Source organism: Paenibacillus canaveralius (assembly GCF_047238265.1).
In the GTDB taxonomy this organism is placed as follows: Bacteria; Bacillota; Bacilli; order Paenibacillales; family NBRC-103111; genus Paenibacillus_F.
The window spans coordinates 4519170-4540033 of the sequence record NZ_JBDFMM010000001.1 but is presented as its reverse complement, the minus strand read 5'-3'; the positions used below and the strand labels follow the sequence as shown (position 1 = coordinate 4540033).

Genomic DNA, 20864 nt, shown 5'->3' with positions numbered 1-20864 from the left:
TGGTCCCGCTCCGCGGTATGCCGCCAGCATGCCGCGGAGCGGGGAAGGTGAAGCCGGAGGAAAGTAGTCCGGCTTATTTATTTTTGAGGCGCTCCAGATCGTGCGCGACCTGTTCGACCATCTGGACGAACGAGCTCAGCTCCTGGGAGCTGGCGGCCTGCGTGCGCGCGTAGATGGACGTCTGCTCGGACTCGCCGTGTACGGTGCCGAGAATCGTGCGGATCGCGGTCAGCTTGTCCTCGATCAGCTCCAGCGATTCGCGGGAGCGGGAGGCGAGCTTGCGCACCTCGTTGGCGACGACTTCGAAGCCGCGCCCGGCATCGCCGGCGCGGGCCGCTTCGATGGCCGCATTGAGGCCGAGAAGGTGGGTCTGCTCGGACACTTCCTTCATGAGAGAGCCCATCGCGTGGATATGGCCGACTTCTTCCTCCAGGTCTTTTAAATATTGATGCGACTTGTCCTGGGATTCCGCGGTTTGTATAGCCGTCTCGGCCACAATCTGACTGCTGCTGCTCAGTTCGACCATCATGGAGGCGAGGTCCTGAACGGCTTTGGAAATGCCGGAGAGCATAATGGCCTGATCATCGGCCAATTGCTGTATTTTAGCTTTCTCGTCATGCTCGTACGCTTCCAGAACGAGCTGCGAGTCAAGATTAAACATTTTCGTCAGGGCATGAACCACTTCAAGCCAGGCTCCGTCCGGAAGGACCCGTTTAAAATGACGGAGGGACAGATCAAGATAAAGCATGTAGGTTCCCAGGTACCATTCCGTTGTCAGACCGATCCGGGAATGCACTCTGCCTACGATAAGCCGGTTCTGGATATATTGTTCGTTCAGTACGCCCGAAGCCATGGACAGGAAGTAATCCGCCTGCGTCTGCTTCAAACGCTCCAGCGTGCTGTGCCGCGTGATCAGTTCTCTCAGCTCGGGTTCGGCGGCGATTTGCTCGTAGAGCTGCTCCACCACCTCTTCCACGACTTCCTTGAAAGCGGGTTCATTTACTTTTAGCAGCTGCAGGTCATTCTCGGTTATGCCGGTAAAACGCACCTGCTTCATCCGGTCATCAGACAATTGAATCAAAAAGGGCACCCCATTTTCTCTAGTTTCACCAGTTATTCGGAAGGGCGTAAAACGGCCTCTTACCAGAATTCTCCGTTTTGAGACCAAAGTCCTGCTTGATCGGGGACAAAAGGCAATTTTATCCCGCTGCCGCGGATGAAAACAAGAAAAAAACCTGTCCGCATATGCAGCAGGTTTCTTTCAGGCGGTCCGGATTATCCGATCACCAGTTTAATAATGACCCCAATGATGAAAATGATCATCAAAACGGCGAAGAATCCGCCAAAACCGAGGGCAACATCCATAAAGTCGTTGCGGGGCTCTTCATTGAGATGAAGTTCCGGATGTTTAGGATCGCTCATGCCTGTTCCTCCTCACTTGTCCGCCCGAAAATAAGCAGACGTAGGCTTATTGCCAGTATACCCATTTTTCGCGAAACTTGTAAAGATGCCCGGAGATTCAAAGCATGACAAAGTTGGCACAACCCGGAGGGATACCAGATTTTAGGGCTTGTCCTGTTCGGTTGAAAAACCGACACATTGTGGTATACTTTACATGTTGACAATATCCGGATCCGCTGAGGATTTCGATGAACTTTTAGATAAATGAGGAGGAAGAAATCATGGCGATCGTAAACGTAACAGACCAATCCTTTAAAGGTGAAGTAGAAGGAGAAGGCACGGTTCTCGTTGATTTCTGGGCACCATGGTGCGGACCTTGCAAGATGATTGCACCGGTTCTGGAAGAATTGGCTAAAGAGGAAGAAAACTTGAAAATCGCGAAAGTGAACGTGGATGACAATCCGGAATCCGCTTCCCGCTTTGGCGTTATGAGCATCCCAACCCTGATCGTATTCAAAAACGGTCAACCGGTCGATAAAGTCGTCGGTTTCCAATCGAAGGACGCGCTCAAGAACGTTCTTTCCCGTCACCAATAATTGCCTCGCGCAATCAAACGATGAGAAAAAGCTCTTTTTCTGCTATGCTGAAAAGGAGCTTTTTTTGTCATTTATCCGATAAAGACATAATTTTTTCGATGCAGGAAGCCTAAGGAGGGAGAGGCAGTGACAGAAGAACGGGGGGGAGAACCTCTCCACAGAATGACCCGCGAGGAAAGCGAAGAGCATATCCGCAACAAGCTGGCCTTGCTGCCGGATAAGCCGGGCTGCTACCTCATGAAGAACGCGGAAGGCACGATTATTTACGTGGGAAAAGCCAAAGTGCTCAAAAACCGCGTGCGTTCTTATTTTACCGGAAGCCATGACGGGAAGACACAGCGGCTTGTGTCGGAAATCCGTGATTTTGAATATATCGTGACCTCAAGCAACATTGAGGCGCTTATCCTGGAATGCAATCTGATTAAACAGCATTATCCGCGCTACAACGTGCTGCTTAAAGACGACAAGTCGTTTCCTTATATCAAAATTACCCATGAAGAACACCCGCGTCTGGAAGTGACGCGCAAGATCGTCAAAGATAAAGGAAAGTATTTCGGGCCGTATCCGAACGCGTTTGCCGCTCAGGAGACGAAAAAGCTTCTGGACCGGCTGTATCCGCTGCGGAAGTGCAAAACGATACCCGACCGCGTCTGCCTGTACTACCACCTGGGCCAATGTCTGGCTCCGTGCGAGCATGATATCACGCAGCAGCAGAATGACGAAATGGTGCAGGGGATTGTACGCTTCCTGAACGGCGGGCACGAACAGGTCAAGCAGGAGCTGACCTCGAAGATGCACGCCGCGGCCGAGGATTTGAACTTCGAGCGGGCGAAGGAGCTCCGTGATCTTATCGTGAACATCGACGCGGTGATGGAGAAGCAGAAGATTACCACGACGGATGTCGTGGACCGCGATATTTTCGGCTATGTCGCCGATAAAGGCTGGATGTGCGTGCAGATCCTGTACATGCGCCAGGGCAAGCTGATCGAACGGCATGTCACCATGTTCCCTTACTATGGAGACGAGTACGAGGACTTCATCACTTACGTGATGCAGGTTTACAGTGAGAATCCGGCGCTGCCGAAGGAGATCTTCCTGCCCGGGCGCAGCCGTGAGGAGCTGCCGGCAGAAAGCTTGAGCGCCGGTATGGAGGCAGCGGCGGGAGCGGCTGTCCGTCCGGCCGGAGATGAGGGCGGATCAACGGCCGGGAGCCTGCTGGAAACTCCGGAAGAGGCGGCCTCGCCGTCGCCGTCGCCGCTCGCCGGGGAAGCCGAGGAACACGCTGCTGCCGATTCTCGCAGCATGCCGACGACCGCGGAGCAGAAAGACGTGAAGGAAGCGCTGGAAAGCTGGCTGAAAGTGAAAGTGCATTTTCCGCAGCGCGGGCTGAAAAAGCAGATGGTTGACATGGCTAAAGACAACGCGCGTGTCGGCCTGGAGGAGAAGTTCCGCCTTATCGAGCGGGACGCCCAGCGTACGGTGCTTGCTGTCGAGAATCTCGGCAGCTGGCTCGGTACGGGGCCGGTCACACGGATCGAGGCATTCGACAACTCGAACATCCAGGGCTCCGATCCGGTGGCCGCGATGGTCGTCTTCACGGACGGGAAGCCGGACCGGAAGGAGTACCGCAAGTACAAGATCAAGACCGTACAGGGACCCGACGACTACGAGTCCATGCGGGAAGTTATCCGCCGCCGTTACGAGCGGGTACTGAAAGAGAACCTCGCGATGCCGGATCTGATCATCGTGGACGGCGGCAAGGGGCAGATGTCGGTCGCGATCGACGTGCTGGAGAACGAGCTGGGGCTGTTTGTCCCGGTGTGCGGCCTTTCCAAGGACGCGAAGCACAAAACCGCGATGCTGCTGGCCGGCGACCCCGCCGAAGTTGTGCCGATTCCGCGCGACAGCCAGGAGTTTTACCTGCTTCAGCGGATCCAGGACGAAGTCCACCGGTTCGCGATTACGTTCCACCGGGAGCGGCGGGCGAAGTCGATGGTCGTTTCGCAGCTTGATGCCATTCCGGGTATCGGGGAGAAACGCCGGAAGCTTCTGCTAAAGCATTTCGGCTCCGTTAAAAAAATCAGAGAAGCCGCAGTCGAAGACTTCCGGCCGCTGGGAATCGGCGAGAAACTCGCCGCACAAATATTGACCGCTCTACGGGGAGAACAAGAACAAGAGGAACCGTCCATTTAGACGGTTCCTCTTTTTTAGTACGGACGATCGCTTGCGTAATAAACAATCGCCTGCTTTCCGCTTGAGCTTCCTTCCGGCCGGTTCAGTGCCGAAGGGCGATGCCCCTTGCGCCGTGATGTCCGACTCGGCTTTATTAAGGGCTGGGCCGGACCACGGCATCGCGTAATAAGGGCCGATCATACGGCCGCTGCCGTGTAAGCGCCGAGTCCCTGGAAGACTGCGGCGGCTCTACTGTATGCGGATATATACGGATGTATTCGGACACATCGAAGCCGCTTCTAACGAAGCCGCCGCAGATCCTAGACGGGCCGCCTGTTGTGCCTGCCTGCGCGGATCATCCCCAGCTTGTGAAGCCAGGATACCGCCAGGGCGACGGCTGCCGGCAGCGCCATATAGAGCAGGCCGAGCGCAGGCGTGCTTGCCGTCATTCCTTCGCCCGTTAGCAGGGACAGGCCCATGAGGATGCTGTCCATTGCCGTATGGGCGAACAGGGCGGTAAGGAAGCCGTACCGCAGGAAGGCCCAGCCGAATACGATGCCGAGCACCGTTACCTCAATCAGCCTGGTGTAAACGGGGTAGATGGGGTAGGCGGTGTGCCCCGCCGCCCAGATAAGGCTGGGCACAAGCACGGCCAGCCATCTGTACCGGAGCAGCCTGCTGAACAGGGCGATGCCGAGCAGCCGGAAGGTGGCTTCCTCCGATATGCCCGCCGCCCAAGCCATCAGCGGAAGCAGGGCGGGCTGAAGCATGTTGCGGGGAGAGGACATCGGGTCGTTCACCGACCAGACGCCGAAGCCTTTCTCCGCCACAAGGAACAGCACCTGCTGGAGACCGAGCAGGAACAGGCAGAGCAAATACCCTTGCACCATGCCGCGGGTGACGAGCGAACCGAAGTCGGCGTCGCGCCAGCGGGGGATGACGGATTTTCCTTCGCGTCTCCACAAGGCTTCGCCCGCCGTGAAAGAGAAGTAGACGGCTGCGGCCATCAACAGTGTGACGAAGTTGATCAGCACGATCGAAAGCATCGCTTCCTGGCCGCTTCTCGTCAGTGTGCTGCCGGCTTTGTAGGCCGGGTACATGTTGATGTTGTTCATGACGTAGATCACGGCATACACGGCCGTTAACAGGACGCCCCGGGAAAAATCGACCGTTCTCCATTTAAGCACGGTGTAGCCCAGAGCAATCAGGGCCATCAGGGCATTGCCCCACAAGCTGATGCGTGTCCATATGGAGGCGGTATCCTCCTGGTGTTCCAGCCATGCGGTAAAAGCGGCTGGGAGAGCGAACGACTGGGTGAACGAGGAAACGGAGGCGCCCTCCAGTTCCACACCGATCGTCAGCTTCGCGTCCCCGACCGGCTCTTTCTGCCGCTCGAACAGCAGCTGGCCGGATTTGGCGGCAGGCGGACTGATCCGCTTGAACTCCGCCTCTTCGTAGCCCTGCTTCGCTATCGCTTCCCGTGCGAGCTTCTCCGCATCGAGAGCGGTCACGGCCGCCCGTTTTTCGCCGCCGGTGCCCGTCCAGCCGATGACGGCTTTCGTCGTCATATGGATATCGATAATCCACTTGCGGTCGGAGGGAGAAGGCTCGGCGAGCTCTACCCGGTAATAATCGACGGGTATCCGGCCGGCGTAGCTTTTGTCATACACCTTTTGAAGCTTCTCTTTGGTCAGGTAGCCGCTCAGTTCCTTTTCCGATTGATAGCTGACGAAAGTGCCGGGAGAGCCTCCGGCCGTAACGCTGCCGGTACCGCTTTCGACATCGGTGGCAGTCCGCTGCCGCAGCCATTCGACCGCCGCGTCCGCGGCCTGTTCTTTCGTAATGGTGGCTGCCGTTTCGTAAGGATCGGAACCGGCCGGAGCGGCCCCGGTATTGTAGATATAAACCACGGCCGCATACAGAAGGAATCCGGTCAGGGCCAGAAGCAGCAGCGGTTTATCCGGACCGTATTTTTTCATGGTCAGCTCCTTCTCCGATCGTTTTTTTTACCGTATCACAGTTTGCGTAAGGATGCCAATTCGTGTCTCCCAGTTAGCTGCAGGAAGATTGTCTAAGTTTCCTGCCGTAAAATCCGGTTAAAAGGGCTTTGTGCTTGTTTAATAACAGATATATAATGCGGATGATCATTTCTTCTCACAACTTCATACGCCGAATTTCCGCAGGAAAACGGGGGAACCATACATTGGGGTGAATTTTACCGCTTGTGCCTGAATCGGGCAGGGTAAATAGGGTGGCCTGTACATCCGAATCCGTCAGCTAACTTCGTAGGCGACCAGCAGGAACCATAACCGAAAGGGCAGTGGGACTCCAGTGTCTTTTTTGTGCTTCATATAGGAGGAAATCATGTGTTAAAAAAGTCGAGATTTACGCCGCCGCAGATTCTCGTTCTCGGGTTCGCGCTCATTATTCTTATCGGCTCCGGCCTGCTGATGCTGCCGATCTCGTCAACGGACGGGCTTCCGCTTCCGTTTATCGACGCCCTTTTCACGGCCACCTCGGCCACCTGTGTGACAGGTCTGGTCGTGGTTGACACCGGAACGCATTTTACGACGTTCGGGCAAATCGTAATTATTTCGCTCATTCAAATCGGCGGCCTCGGTTTTATGAGCATGGCGACGCTTTTTGCCTTCATCCTGCGCAAGAAGATATCGCTCCGCGAAAGACTGCTGCTCCAGGAAGCCCTGAACCAGGGCAGCATGGAAGGTATCGTACGCCTATTCCGGAAAGTACTGATTTACTCGCTGACGATCGAAGGAGTAGCGGCTGTCCTGTTCACGGCCCGCTGGTCGGTGGATCTCGGTTTTCCGAAGGGACTGTACTATGGCATCTGGCACGCCGTTTCCTTTTTCAACAATGCCGGGTTTGACCTGTTCGGTCCGATCACGGGCCCCTTCACTTCACTGACCGCTTACGCCGACGACTTTATTACCAATGTAGTGACGATGGGGCTCATCGTTCTGGGCGGAATCGGTTTTATCGTGATGTCCGATGTGATGGATTACCGGAAAACGAAGAGGCTGACCCTTCACTCCAAAGTGGTGCTGAGCGCCACAAGTATTCTGATCGTGACCGGAGCACTCGTGATTTTCATCTTCGAGTATTCCAATTCGAAAACGCTGGGCTCGCTGGACTTCGGCGGCAAGATTCTCGCTTCGTTTTTTCAATCGGTCACACCGCGTACGGCGGGGGCGAACACGCTTGATCTCGCCTCTATCCGCCAGGCCACTCAATTTTTTATGATCATCCTGATGTTTATCGGGGCTTCTCCGGGATCTACCGGGGGCGGCATCAAGACGACTACGTTTACGATGCTTGTTGGAGCCATCGTCGCGATGGTGCGAGGCAAAGAAGATATCGTCTTCTTCCGCAACCGTCTCGGCAAGGAACGAATTTTGAAGGCGATCACGCTGACGATGTTTGCACTTTTTCTTGTTATTTTTGTCACCATGCTGCTGTCTACGACGGAAGATCATGAGTTTCTTATGATTTTATATGAAGTGACTTCGGCATTCGGCACCGTTGGACTCACCCTGGGGCTGACTACGAAGCTTACCCTGTTCGGTAAGGTCATGATCGCCCTCACCATGTTCGCCGGACGTCTCGGTCCCCTTACACTGGCTTACGCGCTGCAGCCTAAGGCCGAGAAAGAGCTTTACCGTTATCCCGAAGGAAAAATCACGATAGGTTAAGGAGAAACAAAACAATGGCTTTCATTCAATATGCAGTTATCGGACTCGGACGCTTCGGTTCCAGTTTATCCAAAGAATTGACTCAGCTCGGGCATGAGGTGCTGGGCATCGACAGAGACGAAGAGAAAGTGGACGAGATGAGCGACAAGCTCACCCATACCGTAGTGGCGGACGCGACGGACGAAGAGGTTCTCCGCTCGCTCGGCGTCCGTAATTTCGACTGCGCCGTCGTGGCTATCGGGGACAACATCCAGGCGAGTATCATGGCCGCCATTCTGCTGAAAGAGCTTGGCGTCAAAACGGTCGTCGCGAAGGCGCTGACCGATCAGCATGCCAAAGTGCTGGAGAAAATCGGCGTGGACCGGATTATTTTTCCGGAGCGGGACATGGGCGTGCGGGTGGCTCATCAGCTTGTGTCGCCGAATCTTCTCGATTATATCGAGTTGTCCAAAAACTACACCATCGCCGAACTCGTCGTATCCCGGCGTATATCCGGTCTGACCCTGAAGGAGCTTGATCCGCGGGCCAAATACGGATGCAGCATCGTCGCCATCAATAAAACGGACGACGTGATTATCGCACCTACCGCCGAAGATGTCCTGCACGAGAAAGACGTTATGGTCGTTATCGGCACGAAAGAGCAGATCGATACGTTTGAGAGCCGCGTAATCCGGTAAAATAAGGGGCGTATGCGCATGGAGAACAGTTTTACACAGCTCATTGATTATGAGCTGTATTTATTTATCCTGATCGTGGTGCTGGGCATGCTGTTCGGCAAATTGGCGGGGTGGCTCCGCCTGCCCGATGTGGCCCTTTTTCTGATCGCGGGGATGATTTTCGGACAAGCGTTTCACTGGATCGCCGAGCCGAGCGGCTCGCTGACCAACCAGTTCATTCTGGTCGTAGGCTCGACGCTCATTCTGTTCGACGGAGGACGCAATATCCGGCTGAGCGGGCTGAAGAATGTCTGGATCTCCGTCACGCTGCTGAGCATCCCGGGCGTCATTCTTACGTGCGGGGCGGTCGCGGTCGCTTCCCACTGGTTTCTCGGCCTGCCCTGGCTGCACGCGCTTCTGCTCGGTGCCATCATATCTTCCACCGATCCGGCTACGCTCATTCCCGTGTTCAAGCAGGTGAGCATCCGCACCAAGGTGCGGGAGACGGTGGAGAGCGAGTCGGCATTCAATGACGCGACGGGCTCCATTCTTACTTTCTCGCTGATTGCCGTTCTTCTGGGAACGGAGCAGGTATCCGTCGCTTCCGGCGCATGGCAGTTTGTGAAAACCGCTTTGGGCGGGCTGGCGGTCGGCGCCGTTATCGGGTATGCGGGAGCCTTCCTGACCGCGCACGTCAAAATCGGTTTCCTGCGCGATTACGCGACCATTCTGATGCTGGCGGCGGCTTTCGGCTCTTACCTCGCGGGTGAGCAACTGGGAGTCAGCGGTTTTATGGCCACGTTCACGGCCGGGCTGATCTGGGGCAATTCCGATGTCTTCAAGCTGCATATGGAAGATAAGAAGCAGGAGATGAACCATTTCTCGGAAAATGTGACCGTTCTGATGCGCATGCTGATTTTCATTCTGCTCGGCAGCCAGGTTAATTTTCCGCTGCTCCTCAAGTATTTGTGGCCGAGTCTCGGCATTATTTTCGTGTTTATGTTAATCGCCCGTCCGCTGGCCGTGCTTGTCTGCACGCTGCCGGACCGCAAAGCGAAATGGACCTGGAGAGAGATTGTGTTCATGTTTTGGGTGAGGGAAACCGGCGTTATTCCTGCGGCTCTTTCCGGCATGGTGGCCGGGCTTGGCATCGCCCAAGCGGATCTGATCGCGTCCGTTACGTTTATGGCGGTGCTGATCACCATCCTGTTCCAGGCGAGCACCACGGCCTTTGTGGCGCGTAAGCTGGGCCTTGAGGAGGCTGAAGGGGGCATTGGAGGCGCAGACAGCGTTCCGCCCGCGAAGCCGAGACCGCAGTAATGGAAAGTTTCGCATTCGGAGAATAAAACCAATGGAAACCGTAACCGCCTTTGCTTCCCGCAGGGGCGGTTTTTTTGACGAAAAAAAGAACCCCTACAGGCCGTGGGGCGGACAGGTTCTATGCAGTGCTGGCAGGGGCGCTCAGACGGCCTCTCCGGAGCATCGGCGTGCTTGACGGCACAGCCGACATTCAGGCTTAACCGAAAAGCACGACGTATAGCCGCTTTACGGTGGGCATCACCGAGTGGGCACAGCCCATATACGGGTACAATCGAGATGCGGGCCTCATCGAGATATGGACAATCGGCATAAGGACACAATCGGCATAAGGCACAAGTGACATACGGGTGCAACAGACGTACGGGTACAACCAAGATGGGGCCGCCAACTTGCGAGGATAGCCGAGATATGGGGCCTCACCGCATAAGGGTTTCAGGCGCTCGCGCGGCTGCGGCCCTTGCCTGGTCCCGGCTTATTGGCTTAAGCCCGCGAAATGCGCCTTGGCCTTGCGGATGAAATGCGCGACCGCCTCGTTCTGGTGGGTTTCCTTCACGAAAATCAGCGAGGTGGTCCGCGGCGTTTTCATAAGCTCGGGCAGTTCCCGGACGCAAAGCCCGTCATGCTCGGACGAACGGTCGTGCAGGTACGACCTCGGCAGCAGTGTGGCCGCCTGGCACGTAACGACGAGCCGCATGATCGCTTCGAACGAGTCGATTTCCATTTTGACGTCGGGAAAAATAAAAAAGCGGTGAAACAGCTCGTCGGTGAGCACGCGGTACCAGGTGCCCTTGGAGAAGAGGATCATCGAGAGGCCGTTCAAGTCGGCGATGGACAGCTCCTCGCGTTCCAGGTAAGGATGGCCCTGCGGCAGCACCAGACAGAGATGGTCGTCGAAAAGAGGCTCGCAGGCAAGGCCGGGCTGGTCGATAGAGGAGGCGACGAGGCCGATGTCGACTTTCTTCTCTTTGACCATCATGACGATCTCGTGAGTCTTGCCGGTGAGGGCTTTCATGTCCGTAGACGGATATTCCGCCAGGTACATCGTCACGAGCTCGGGGAGTGTGGTCTGCAGCGTAGTCAGACTCGCTCCGATGGTCAGGCTCATATGGCGCCCGGCGGTTTTATATTCGTACAGAGTCTGCATGAAACGGCGTTCGCCCTGTCTCTGCTCCAAAGCATACTCGTATGCGATCTCGCCGGCCCGGGTCAAATCGAGTCGCTTGCCTTTGCGGGAGAAGAGCTGGACGCCGAGCTGCTCCTCGAGCTTCATGATCTTGCGCGATAAGGCAGGCTGCGACAAATTTAGCACCTGCGACGCTTTATTCAAGCTGGCCTGTTCGACAACGACAGCAAAAACGTCGAGATGTTCCATAATCCGTGCCTCCCTGGGGTTTAATTTCTTCTTATTATGCAAAAATATTATAATGAATATAAAAAAACAGCAATTCCATTATAAGCGATAAAGAGGTACGATGTATATGTCACCAGTTGTTCACAAAAATTTCGGCTCATTGTCGCTAATCCGAGGCAGGAAAAAGCGATGAGTGTGCCTTTTTTGGCGGTTGACGGTCCCCGGACAGGGGAGTACAATGGAATTTGGTTTTGTCTGGAATTGTCGAGACGTATCGTGTCGAGGCGAAAATTTGAGGGGGGAAGCATTACTAATGGGCAAGAACTCGTATTTTAACCGCAAGCTGCATTCCTTGCTTGGCGTTATTCCGGTTGGTTTCTTCTTGATCGAGCATTTGCTTACCAACTTTGAAGCAACTAAGGGACCTGAAGCGTTTGTGGATCAAATCAACTGGCTGAACAGCCTGCCGCTCGTGCTTGTGCTCGAGATCGTCGGGATCTGGATTCCGCTGCTGTACCATGCCGTTTACGGCCTGTACGTGGCGTTCACGGCCCGCAACAACGTAAGCCGCTACGGCTATTTCCGCAACCAGATGTTTTTGTGGCAGCGGATCACGGGGGTTCTTACCTTCCTGTTCGTGGCATGGCATTTCTTTGAAACGCGTTTTCAAGTGGCAATCGGCAACGTAGAGCATGAACGCTTAGGACAGACGATGCATGACATCGTATCTCAGCCTCTTTTGCTGACTATATACGTAATCGGCGTTATCGCCGCGTCTTTCCATTTTACAAACGGCATGTGGTCGTTCCTCGTCAGCTGGGGCATCACGGTGGGCCCGCGTGCCCAACGCGTATCTTCCTATATCTGGATCGGCTTGTTCCTTGTTATGTCCGTGATGTTCATCGCATCTCTCGTAGCATTTAAAGACCCGCAATTTCAGGAGCTTCCTGTCGTTAGCGGAATGATCGGAGGGGTGACCAGCAATGGCTAATTCAAAAGTAATTGTCGTCGGCGGCGGTCTGGCCGGCCTGATGGCAACCATTAAGGCAGCGGAAGCGGGTGTGCCCGTACAGCTTTTCTCCCTGGTTCCTGTAAAACGTTCCCACTCCGTGTGCGCCCAAGGCGGCATCAACGGTGCGGTTAATACGAAAGGCGAAGGCGACTCCACTTGGGAGCACTTTGACGATACGGTATACGGCGGCGACTTCCTCGCCAACCAGCCGCCGGTTAAGGCGATGTGTGACGCGGCTCCCGGCATTATCCACTTGATGGACCGGATGGGCGTTATGTTCAACCGGACACCGGAAGGTCTTCTTGATTTCCGCCGTTTCGGCGGTACGAAGTACCACCGTACGGCATTTGCCGGCGCTACGACAGGCCAGCAGTTGCTTTACGCGCTCGACGAGCAGGTCCGCCGTTTCGAAACAGCGGGACTCGTCACGAAGTTCGAGCACTGGGAATTCCTCGGCGCGGTCATTGATGACGACGGCGTCTGCCGCGGGATCGCGGCCCAGGATCTGCGCAACATGGAAATTCAGACTTTCTCTTCCGATGCCGTTATTATGGCAACCGGAGGTCCCGGTATCATTTTCGGCAAAACGACGAACTCCGTTATCAACACCGGTACGGCGGCAAGCGCCGTGTACCAGCAGGGCGTTTACTACGCGAACGGCGAGTTCATCCAGATTCACCCGACCGCGATTCCGGGCGACGACAAGCTCCGCCTGATGTCCGAATCCGCGCGCGGTGAAGGCGGACGCGTATGGACGTATAAAGACGGCAAGCCTTGGTACTTCCTTGAGGAAAAATACCCGGCTTACGGAAACCTGGTACCGCGTGATATCGCGACCCGTGAAATTTTCCACGTTTGTAACGACCTGAAGCTCGGCATCAACGGCGAGAACATGGTTTACCTGGATCTGTCCCACAAAGATCCGAAAGAACTGGACGTTAAGCTGGGCGGCATCATCGAAATTTATGAGAAATTCACAGGCGACGATCCGCGGAAGCTTCCGATGAAGATTTTCCCTGCGGTTCACTATTCGATGGGCGGCATCTGGGTCGATTACAACCAAATGACGAACATTCCGGGCTTGTTCGCGGCAGGCGAGTGCGATTACTCCGTTCACGGGGCGAACCGTCTCGGCGCGAACTCCCTCGTATCCGCTATTTTCGGCGGTATGGTGGCGGGTCCTAAAGCAATCGAATATATCCAAGGTCTCGACAAGCACGTGGAAGATATGTCCACCGCCATGTTTGACCGCGAGAAGCAGAAGCACACCGATCGTTACGAAAGCCTGCTTAAAATGGACGGCAAGGAAAATGCTTACGTCATCCACAAAGAGCTTGGCGAGCTGATGACTTCGAACATGACTGTCGTTCGTTACAACAAAAATCTCGAAGATACGATCGTCAAGATTAAAGAATATAAAGAACGTTTCCAGAATATCAACATGACGGATACGGCACGCTGGAACAACCAGGGCGTAGCCTTCACGAGACAGCTCTGGAACATGCTCGAACTTTCCGAAGCGATGACGCTGGGCGCTCTTCTGCGTAACGAGAGCCGCGGCGCTCACTACAAGCCGGAGTTCCCTGAACGCGATGACGACAACTTCCTGAAGACGACCAAAGCGAAGTGGACCCCTCAAGGTCCGGTTATCGAATACGAGGACGTAGACGTATCGCTTATCGCACCGCGTAAACGCGATTACACTACGGACAAGAAGAAGAAAGAGAAAGAGGGAGGGCATTGATCATGGCCGAAGCGCAAACAGCAGTACCAAGCAAAACGGTCAAGTTTATCGTCACCCGTCAAGACAGCCCGGAATCGGCTCCTTACAAAGAGGAGTTTGAAATCCCGTACCGTCCGAATATGAACGTGATCAGCGCTTTGATGGAAGTCCAGCGCAATCCGAAAAAATCGGACGGCGGCGAAACGACTCCGGTTTGCTGGGAGTCCAACTGTCTCGAGGAAGTATGCGGCGCCTGCTCCATGATTATCAACGGCAAAGCGCGTCAAGCCTGCGCAGCCTTGATCGACAAGCTGGAACAGCCTATCCGCGTTGAACCGATGCGTACGTTCCCGGTCGTAAGAGACCTGGTTATCGACCGCACCCGGATGTTCAACGCCCTCAAGAAAGTGAAAGCATGGATTCCGATCGACGGTACGTACGATCTGGGTCCGGGACCGCGTATGGCGGAATCGAAGCGTCAGTGGGCTTATGAGCTTTCCAAGTGCATGACGTGCGGCGTATGTCTGGAAGTTTGCCCGAACGTGAACGAGAAGACAAGCTTTATCGGTCCTGCCGCGGTCTCGCAAGTCCGCCTGTTCAACTCTCACCCTACGGGAGAAATGAACAAGGATGAGCGTCTCGATACGCTGATGGAAGACGGAGGCATCGAGGGCTGCGGTAACTCGCAGAACTGTGTGCGTTCTTGCCCGAAAGGCATTCCGCTCACGACTTCCATCGCGGAGATGAACAAGGACACCACGAAACGTCTTTTCAAAAAATGGTTGGGCATGTAATCACGCCTGCCCCGCATAGAATAAAGAATACGGCACTTCCGCGCAGCACTTCCGCGCGGAAGTGCTTTTGTTATGAAAAGAAAATCTGCGGCATGCTAATGAAATAAAGCGTAAGCGTTCCACGCCGTTTAGTTCGGAAAGAGAGAAGGGGAGCAACACCATGTGGAAAGCGATTATTCTAGTCTTCCTGGGAGCATGCAGTTACGGGATGCTCTCTACGTTCGTTAAATTCGCGTATGACGCGGGTTTCGAGCCGGGTGAGGTAGTAGGCGCCCAGAACTTGTTCGGCACGCTGATCTCGCTTGTACTCGTTCTGACGCTATCCCGCCATAAGATGAAGCCGGGGCAGTGGATTCCGCTTCTTATGGTGGGGCTGACAACCGGTTCGACCGGTATTTTATATTACAATTCGCTGCAGACGGTTCCGGCCTCCATCGCCATCGTACTGCTGTTCCAGTTCACCTGGATCGGCGTTATTCTGGAAGCGGTGCTGGAACGCAAAAAACCGAGCCGCGCGAAGGCGGTCTCCCTGGTTCTGCTCTTGATCGGAACGGGGTTGGCCTCCGGCGTGGCCGATCTGGGCTCCATCGATTTACCCGTAACGGGGGTGGTTCTCGGCCTGCTGTCTGCCGTGACCTACACCGGTTTTATTTATTTCAGCGGCAAGGTGAGTACGGGAGTTCCGGCAATCAACCGGACGTTGATGATGAATATGGGAGGGCTTTTGCTCGTATTCGTTTATCATACGCCGAGTTTTATATGGAACGGCGCGCTCGGGGAGGGACTATGGAAATATGCGCTGCTCGTGGGGTTGTTCGGAGTTGTTATTCCGACCGTGTGCTTTAACTACGGTATGCCGAAGCTGGGTACGGGTCTGGGTTCCATCCTGGGGGCGGCCGAGCTGCCCGTAGCGGTCGTGCTGTCGGCGGCGGTGCTTCGGGAGAACGTGTCATTGATTCAGTGGGCGGGCGTCCTGCTTATTCTTTTCGGAATCGCCTACCCTCACCTGCGGAGAGGAAAAGCAGGGGAGCTTAAGCCGGCTTGATTTTAAGGCGCAGCCGATCCCTTCTTGCGAAAAAACACAGAAAGAGCCGGAACGCGCCTGCGTTCGGGCTCTTTTCTTGCTCTTACAGATCGTTCGTCAGCACGACTTTGCCGATCGCGCTGCCCGACTCCAGGCGGCGGTGAGCTCCCGCCGCGCCGCGGAACGTGAACCGCTGCTCGTCCAGCAGCGGGCGCAGATGACCTTCGTCGGCCAGGCGCGCCAGACGCTCCAGCGTCTCGCCCTGATGCTTGCGGCCGACGCCGGTCAGAAGCGGCAGCACGGTGAACACCACGTGCAGCGTTAACCCCTTCGCATGAAGAGGGCTGAGATCATGCGTAGAGCGGGCCGCGATGGCGACGACATGCCCGCCCGTGCGCGCGGCGGCGAAGGAACGGTCGAGGTTATCCTTCCCGACCGTGTCGAACACGACGCCGAAGCCCTGGCCGCCGGCCGTGCACCTGCGGACGTAATCCTCAACCGGCTCCGTCAGGTAGTTGATGACGCCGTCCGCGCCCAGCCGCGAAGCGATGTCCAGCTTGGCGCCGGAAGATGCCGTCGCGAAGACGTCGGCGCCGCCCCATTTCGCGAGCTGGACCGCGATATGGCCGACGCCGCCCGCGGCGGCATGCACGAGCACCTGCTGGCCGGGCTGAAGCCGCGCCCGGTCGAACAGGCCCTGCCAGGCGGTAAGCGCCACGACGGGCAGGGCCGCCGCCTCGCTCATCGAAAGCGAGGCGGGCTTGCGGGCGATGAGCTCCGCATCGGCCAGCATATATTCGGCGAGTGCGCCGCCGAAGCCCTTGAAGCCGCCGGCAAAGCCGTACACTTCGTCGCCGGGCCGGAACTTCGTCACGTCTTCGCCCACGGCTTCGACGATGCCCGCCACGTCTCCGTGCAGGACCGCAGGGGCATGCGGAGCGAGATGCGGCATCAGTCCCTGGCGGATCCGCGTGTCGATCGGGTTGACGCCGCTGGCGGCGACACGGATAAGCACGTGCCCGGGAAGGACGTCGGGAGTCGGAATCTCTCCGACGGAGAAGGAATCCGGAGCACCGAATGTTTCGAGAAGAACTGCTTTCATGGGAAGCACCTCCGATAGGTTGACTGGGATGGAACCATTAGATTCATTATAAAACACCCCGCATAAGAATGGTACAAGCCCGGAAAAGCGAAAAACACCGGACTCCCCGAAGGGGGACCGGTGTTTGCGATGCCGTTTTTCGTATCACGTCACAGCTTGTTTATGAACGGGAGCCGGAGCATCTTCCTGGTGCTTCTCCTCCCGGTGTTTAAGAAATTCCCGGCCGTATTCACCGTGCGGATGTATGCCCGCGTGTTCCATTTGAATGGTGGAATGCGTAATGCCGTACTTTTCTTTCAGCGTTTCGTTAATGGCGAGAATGATGCAGAAAGGCTGAATTTTGTCGTCGATAAAAACGTGCGCGGTCAGAGAGTAATGATCGGTCGAAATCGCCCAAAGGTGCATTTCATGAACATCTTCGACGCCTTCGACTTTACCGATATCCCGGCGGATTTCTTCCAGATTAAACTTCGCGGGAACGGATTCCATAAGAATGAGGAAAGATTCTTTAATGATCCGGCTGCCGCCGATGAAAATAATGCCCCCGATTACGATACTGATCAACGGGTCGAACCACAGCAAGCCCGTAAAGTAAATGATTACCGCCGAAATGATGACCCCTACGGAGCTGAGCAGGTCACCGATAAAATGCCAAAGGGCACTCTGGACATTGAGATTCTCCTCTTCTTCCATACTGCGGTGCAAAACAAGCGTGAGCACCAGATTGACCACGAATCCGATGGAGGAGATGATGAGCATAAGTTTGAAATCAATGTTTTGCGGATCGTAAAACCGCTTGATTCCTTCAATAAGAATTCCGATAGCGATTACGGCCAAGGCCAGACCGTTGAGGAAGGAGGCGATAATTTCAAACCGCAGAAAGCCGAACGTATACCGGCTGTTGGGTTCCCTCGAGGCCAGGTAAATGGCGGTCATGCTGAGTCCGAGCGCAATAACGTCTGAGATCATATGGGCGGAATCGGAGAGAAGGGCGAGGGAATTCGACATAATCCCTCCGACCACTTCGACAATGGTGAAAAATAACGTGAGCAGAAGGGTAATCCACAGCGTACGCTTGGACGTGGATTGTTCCTTTACATGGTCAAGATGATGAAAATCGGTCATAGCTTGTACCTGCTTTCCGGCTTTTTTATATGGATGAACGGACGATAGTAGACACTTCACCAGGTTGTTCTGTTGGAATTATACGTCACGTCCCGAAATCCTGCAACGGCTGTTCTATGAAATAGGCAAAAGCGGATTTTCATAGGCGAATGCTGCCGAACCCGGGGAAGCTGCTGTCGGAATATAAGAGAACGCTTTCAATTTTGTTACATAAATGAAACATTTCTGTTACGTTCCTATAATGTAAGGGAGGTATTATAATAACCAAGACCCCCTTTTTAATATACAACGTTTCAGGCTTACCCCGTTGGTAAGCCTGCTTTTTTTGTCCGGAAACCTTTTTTCCTCTAACAATAACGTCCGGTAGCCTCATAATGAGCACGCTGATTTGAAGTTGTCTCTGATATTGAGACGCTTTTTTCCTGCATGATCTTCGGTAGGGAGGGGAAGCTATTCCAGGCAGTCCGAGAAGGCGCCCAAACTACGTTACCGGAGGGACTACACGATGTATAACAATTACAATCAACAGCTGCAGCACTGTCAGCAAACGGTTCAACAGCTTATCCAGCAAACCCAGCAGGCAAGTGCCGTATATCAGCAGCTGCTTCAACAAGAGCAGCAGAACGCCCAGCAGCTGGAACAGCTTGCCCAAAGAGAGCGTCAAGCCAGCCAGATTATCCAAACGGCTCTTCAAGGCCACAGCCGTGCCGTCCAGCAAATGCAGCACGTGTCGCAAATTTGCGGGCAGCTGGAGCAATCTTTCAACAATACCGCTATCTACTCTCAGCAAAATAACAATTCCGCCGATTACCGCTTCCAGTAATTTCGTTACTGTCTGATAACGGTTCAAAAGCAGACGGCTGAGGCTTCATGCAGGTAGAGCGTTTTTTCAACTGCTTCCGTTAAGTGGAATGCTCAAGCAAACTAAGCTTCGAAATCAAAAAAGAAACCGGCCGTTTGAGGGCCGGTTTCTTTTTGTTTTTTTAATAAGGAGAGTGTTACAGGGAGACGAGAACCCGCTCTTTATTGCGGAAGAAACACCATTCTTTAAAGCCGATTTCTTTCAAGCGTTTGCTTACCAGTCTCGAAATCGTCGCCGACACGCTGAGGAACATGGGCGTCCGAGCCGAAAGTGACTTTTACCCCGTAATGAAGGGCTCGTTCCAGTATAAGATCGGACGGATACCAGCCGCCGACGGTTTTGGTTTTGCCTGAGGTGTTGATTTCAATCGCCACGTCCTCTTCCGCGATGACTTTCAGAGTTTCGTCCACTTTGGGAGTGGGGATGTCCGAGAAGGCGGGATAGAATCCTTTCATCGCGTCGATATGACCCAGTATCTGAAACAATCCGGCCCGGGCCGACTGCTGGATGAGATCATAGTAAGTTTCTTTATGGACGACATGCTGGGCTTCGTCAAGCCCTTTCCACCGGTTCTTGTTGAAAATGCTGACGCCTCCGGACAAGTGGACCGATCCGATAATATAGTCGAACGGGAATTTCTCATACATGGAGCGGTACAAGTCCAGATGCTCCGGGAAAAAGTCGGATTCGACGCCCAGCAGCACTTCGATTGTGCCCGCGTATTCTTTCTTCAGGCTCAGCACTTCATCCACATAGGCGGCAAAGGCGCTTTTGCCCATGGCGATCCCGGGAAACAACTGGTCCTGCTCGCTGTAAAAATAAGGGGAGTGATCCGAAATGCCGATCACGGACAAGCCCGCTTCAACCGCCGCGTCTACGTAGTGACGAATGGTCCCCGTTGCGTGCCCGCATCTTTCGTTGTGCGTATGAAGATCGAATTTCATTAGTAGCCCTCCTATTCGGAACCGAGAAATTGAGTTTCCGGCATTCCTTTCAAATCCTGCAGGAACTGGTGCATCGCGGAGTTGAGATAGCGGCCGGATTTGTACACAACACCGACGGGATGAGTGATATCGAGCTCGTCTACTTTCACCATTTTCAGTGTTCCGTGGTCGAGATCGTTGACGACAGACAACTTGGAGATGATGGCGGCGCCGAGATTCAGTTCCACCATCCGTTTGACTTCTTCGCTGCTGGACAGCTCCATAACGATTTGCGGGTTGATATCGTATGTCTTGAACACCTGGTCCACGAACCGGCGTCCCGCCGTTTCCGGCGACAGCATGATAAAGGGCAGATTACGCAGCTTCTCGATGGAAATATGTGCGTACCGGCTGAGCGGGTGACTGGTGGAGACGATGAGCTCGAACGTGTCGTAGTACAGGACGGAAGCTTCCAAAGACGGATATTTTTCGTAGAGATATGAAATGCCGATATCTACACTGCCGTTGTCGACACTGGCCATAATTTGCGAAGAGGTCATGGAATGAATGGTGGTTTTGATTAAAGGGAACTGGTCCTGAAAATAAAACAGAACCCGCGGTAAAATTTGCATGGCAATGGACGTGGTCGTCCCGATATGGATATGGCCCTGGGGAGTCTGGCTCAGATCGGCCAGCCGCTGCTTCAAATCCTCGACGGTGCGGAGGATTCTTTCGGCATGCTCCAGAAACAGCTTGCCGCTGTCCGTCAGCGTTACAGGCTGGTTGCGGTCGATCAGAATCGTCCCGAACTCTTCTTCCAAGCTTCTAATCTGCGCAGAAACGGCCGGCTGCGTCAGGTTGAGAAGTTCGCCTGCCTTACGGAAACTCATCGTCTTGGAAATCGTGATGAGCGTCTCCAATTGATTGAGATTCATGGGCAGCCCTCCGATATAAGTAAAATTTATCGAAACATGTAACGAGATAACTTAAATTTAGTTTTATTATAAAGGATCGCCGGGGAGAGTTCAACGAACGTTTGTAAATAAATGACAATGAAGTCGGCGTACGATCAGGTAGACCGTGTTTGACGAAT

At 54.6% G+C, this 20864-nt stretch carries 18 protein-coding genes, 1 pseudogene and 1 riboswitch; of the genes and pseudogenes, 11 read left to right on the top strand and 8 right to left on the bottom strand.

Going from position 1 to position 20864, the window contains the following annotated elements; genetic code table 11:
• Nucleotides 1-73 precede the first annotated feature (73 nt).
• The gene (locus ABC395_RS20465) at nt 74-1090 is read right to left on the bottom strand and encodes a protoglobin domain-containing protein (RefSeq protein WP_413005730.1); all 1017 of its coding nucleotides are present in this window, start codon (nt 1088-1090) and stop codon (nt 74-76) included.
• 185 nt (nt 1091-1275) lie between these two features.
• A complete protein-coding gene (locus ABC395_RS20460) occupies nt 1276-1422 on the bottom strand; it encodes a YqzM family protein (RefSeq protein WP_103995858.1) in 147 nt (48 codons plus the stop codon).
• Between the two features lie 260 nt (nt 1423-1682).
• On the opposite strand from ABC395_RS20460, the gene trxA reads away from it, so the two are divergent.
• Both trxA and uvrC read left to right on the top strand, forming a co-directional pair.
• Nucleotides 1683-1997: a thioredoxin gene (trxA, locus tag ABC395_RS20455; protein WP_413005729.1), complete on the top strand. Its 315-nt coding sequence runs from the start codon at nt 1683-1685 to the stop codon at nt 1995-1997.
• A gap of 162 nt (nt 1998-2159) precedes the next feature.
• On the top strand, nt 2160-4190 hold the full coding sequence (gene uvrC / locus ABC395_RS20450) for an excinuclease ABC subunit UvrC (protein WP_413006780.1): 2031 nt from the start codon (nt 2160-2162) through the stop codon (nt 4188-4190).
• A 299-nt stretch (nt 4191-4489) separates the two neighbouring features.
• Here the strand turns inward: uvrC and ABC395_RS20445 are convergent, their stop codons facing one another.
• The gene (locus tag ABC395_RS20445; RefSeq protein ID WP_413005728.1) at nt 4490-6148 is read right to left on the bottom strand and encodes a CPBP family intramembrane glutamic endopeptidase; all 1659 of its coding nucleotides are present in this window, start codon (nt 6146-6148) and stop codon (nt 4490-4492) included.
• 178 nt (nt 6149-6326) lie between these two features.
• Nucleotides 6327-6476: riboswitch (cyclic di-AMP (ydaO/yuaA leader) on the top strand.
• 59 nt (nt 6477-6535) lie between these two features.
• Here ABC395_RS20445 and ABC395_RS20440 point away from each other — a divergent pair.
• The 4 genes from ABC395_RS20440 (at nt 6536) to ABC395_RS20425 (ending at nt 10055) form a co-directional block, all read left to right on the top strand.
• Nucleotides 6536-7879 carry a TrkH family potassium uptake protein gene (locus tag ABC395_RS20440; protein WP_413005727.1) on the top strand — a complete coding sequence of 448 codons (1344 nt, stop codon included), beginning with the start codon at nt 6536-6538 and terminating at the stop codon, nt 7877-7879.
• Between the two features lie 14 nt (nt 7880-7893).
• On the top strand, nt 7894-8556 hold the full coding sequence (locus ABC395_RS20435; RefSeq protein ID WP_103995854.1) for a potassium channel family protein: 663 nt from the start codon (nt 7894-7896) through the stop codon (nt 8554-8556).
• 18 nt (nt 8557-8574) lie between these two features.
• Nucleotides 8575-9855: a cation:proton antiporter gene (locus ABC395_RS20430; protein WP_413005726.1), complete on the top strand. Its 1281-nt coding sequence runs from the start codon at nt 8575-8577 to the stop codon at nt 9853-9855.
• Nucleotides 9856-9929: 74 nt separating this feature from the next.
• Nucleotides 9930-10055, top strand: coding sequence for a hypothetical protein (locus ABC395_RS20425; protein WP_413005725.1), 126 nt, complete (start codon nt 9930-9932; stop codon nt 10053-10055).
• Between the two features lie 272 nt (nt 10056-10327).
• On the opposite strand, the gene ABC395_RS20420 is transcribed toward ABC395_RS20425, so the two are convergent.
• Nucleotides 10328-11227: a LysR family transcriptional regulator gene (locus ABC395_RS20420; protein WP_103995851.1), complete on the bottom strand. Its 900-nt coding sequence runs from the start codon at nt 11225-11227 to the stop codon at nt 10328-10330.
• Nucleotides 11228-11519: 292 nt separating this feature from the next.
• Here ABC395_RS20420 and ABC395_RS20415 point away from each other — a divergent pair, with 292 nt between their 5' ends.
• From ABC395_RS20415 to ABC395_RS20400, 4 genes are all read left to right on the top strand, one after another.
• Complete coding sequence (locus tag ABC395_RS20415; protein ID WP_042233415.1) at nt 11520-12197, top strand: succinate dehydrogenase cytochrome b558 subunit; 678 nt, start codon at nt 11520-11522, stop codon at nt 12195-12197.
• Complete coding sequence (gene sdhA / locus ABC395_RS20410; protein WP_103995850.1) at nt 12190-13962, top strand: succinate dehydrogenase flavoprotein subunit; 1773 nt, start codon at nt 12190-12192, stop codon at nt 13960-13962. The genes ABC395_RS20415 and sdhA overlap by 8 nt, the downstream gene beginning before the upstream one ends.
• A 2-nt stretch (nt 13963-13964) precedes the next feature.
• Nucleotides 13965-14735 (top strand): succinate dehydrogenase iron-sulfur subunit, encoded by a 771-nt coding sequence (gene sdhB, locus ABC395_RS20405; protein WP_009676242.1) that lies wholly within the window; start codon nt 13965-13967, stop codon nt 14733-14735.
• Nucleotides 14736-14895: 160 nt separating this feature from the next.
• Nucleotides 14896-15780 carry an EamA family transporter gene (locus ABC395_RS20400; RefSeq protein ID WP_413005724.1) on the top strand — a complete coding sequence of 295 codons (885 nt, stop codon included), beginning with the start codon at nt 14896-14898 and terminating at the stop codon, nt 15778-15780.
• Nucleotides 15781-15862: 82 nt separating this feature from the next.
• Here ABC395_RS20400 and ABC395_RS20395 read toward each other — a convergent pair whose 3' ends face one another.
• Complete coding sequence (locus tag ABC395_RS20395; RefSeq protein ID WP_413006779.1) at nt 15863-16861, bottom strand: zinc-dependent alcohol dehydrogenase family protein; 999 nt, start codon at nt 16859-16861, stop codon at nt 15863-15865.
• Between the two features lie 144 nt (nt 16862-17005).
• The gene (locus ABC395_RS20390) at nt 17006-17986 is read right to left on the bottom strand and encodes a cation diffusion facilitator family transporter (protein ID WP_413005723.1); all 981 of its coding nucleotides are present in this window, start codon (nt 17984-17986) and stop codon (nt 17006-17008) included.
• A 505-nt stretch (nt 17987-18491) separates the two neighbouring features.
• On the opposite strand from ABC395_RS20390, the gene ABC395_RS20385 reads away from it, so the two are divergent.
• Complete coding sequence (locus tag ABC395_RS20385) at nt 18492-18809, top strand: hypothetical protein (RefSeq protein WP_413005722.1); 318 nt, start codon at nt 18492-18494, stop codon at nt 18807-18809.
• A 175-nt stretch (nt 18810-18984) separates the two neighbouring features.
• Here the strand turns inward: ABC395_RS20385 and ABC395_RS20380 are convergent.
• Nucleotides 18985-19792 (bottom strand): annotated as a pseudogene (locus ABC395_RS20380) (histidinol-phosphatase).
• A gap of 11 nt (nt 19793-19803) precedes the next feature.
• Entirely contained in the window at nt 19804-20706 is a 903-nt protein-coding gene (locus tag ABC395_RS20375) for a LysR family transcriptional regulator (RefSeq protein WP_103995844.1), read from the bottom strand.
• Nucleotides 20707-20864: the final 158 nt, after the last annotated feature.

Bases quoted from the DNA above. Each gene is read 5' to 3' on its own strand.
- ABC395_RS20395 (WP_413006779.1), bottom strand. From the start codon at position 16,861: ATGAAAGCAGTTCTTCTCGAAACATTCGGTGCTCCGGATTCCTTCTCC.
- ABC395_RS20460 (WP_103995858.1), bottom strand. From the start codon at position 1,422: ATGAGCGATCCTAAACATCCGGAACTTCATCTCAATGAAGAGCCCCGC.
- ABC395_RS20415 (WP_042233415.1), top strand. From the start codon at position 11,520: ATGGGCAAGAACTCGTATTTTAACCGCAAGCTGCATTCCTTGCTTGGC.
- ABC395_RS20435 (WP_103995854.1), top strand. From the start codon at position 7,894: ATGGCTTTCATTCAATATGCAGTTATCGGACTCGGACGCTTCGGTTCC.
- ABC395_RS20430 (WP_413005726.1), top strand. From the start codon at position 8,575: ATGGAGAACAGTTTTACACAGCTCATTGATTATGAGCTGTATTTATTT.
- ABC395_RS20375 (WP_103995844.1), bottom strand. From the start codon at position 20,706: ATGAATCTCAATCAATTGGAGACGCTCATCACGATTTCCAAGACGATG.
- ABC395_RS20445 (WP_413005728.1), bottom strand. From the start codon at position 6,148: ATGAAAAAATACGGTCCGGATAAACCGCTGCTGCTTCTGGCCCTGACC.
- sdhB (WP_009676242.1), top strand. From the start codon at position 13,965: ATGGCCGAAGCGCAAACAGCAGTACCAAGCAAAACGGTCAAGTTTATC.
- ABC395_RS20400 (WP_413005724.1), top strand. From the start codon at position 14,896: ATGTGGAAAGCGATTATTCTAGTCTTCCTGGGAGCATGCAGTTACGGG.
- ABC395_RS20390 (WP_413005723.1), bottom strand. From the start codon at position 17,986: ATGACCGATTTTCATCATCTTGACCATGTAAAGGAACAATCCACGTCC.
- sdhA (WP_103995850.1), top strand. From the start codon at position 12,190: ATGGCTAATTCAAAAGTAATTGTCGTCGGCGGCGGTCTGGCCGGCCTG.
- ABC395_RS20420 (WP_103995851.1), bottom strand. From the start codon at position 11,227: ATGGAACATCTCGACGTTTTTGCTGTCGTTGTCGAACAGGCCAGCTTG.
- uvrC (WP_413006780.1), top strand. From the start codon at position 2,160: ATGACCCGCGAGGAAAGCGAAGAGCATATCCGCAACAAGCTGGCCTTG.
- ABC395_RS20385 (WP_413005722.1), top strand. From the start codon at position 18,492: ATGTATAACAATTACAATCAACAGCTGCAGCACTGTCAGCAAACGGTT.
- trxA (WP_413005729.1), top strand. From the start codon at position 1,683: ATGGCGATCGTAAACGTAACAGACCAATCCTTTAAAGGTGAAGTAGAA.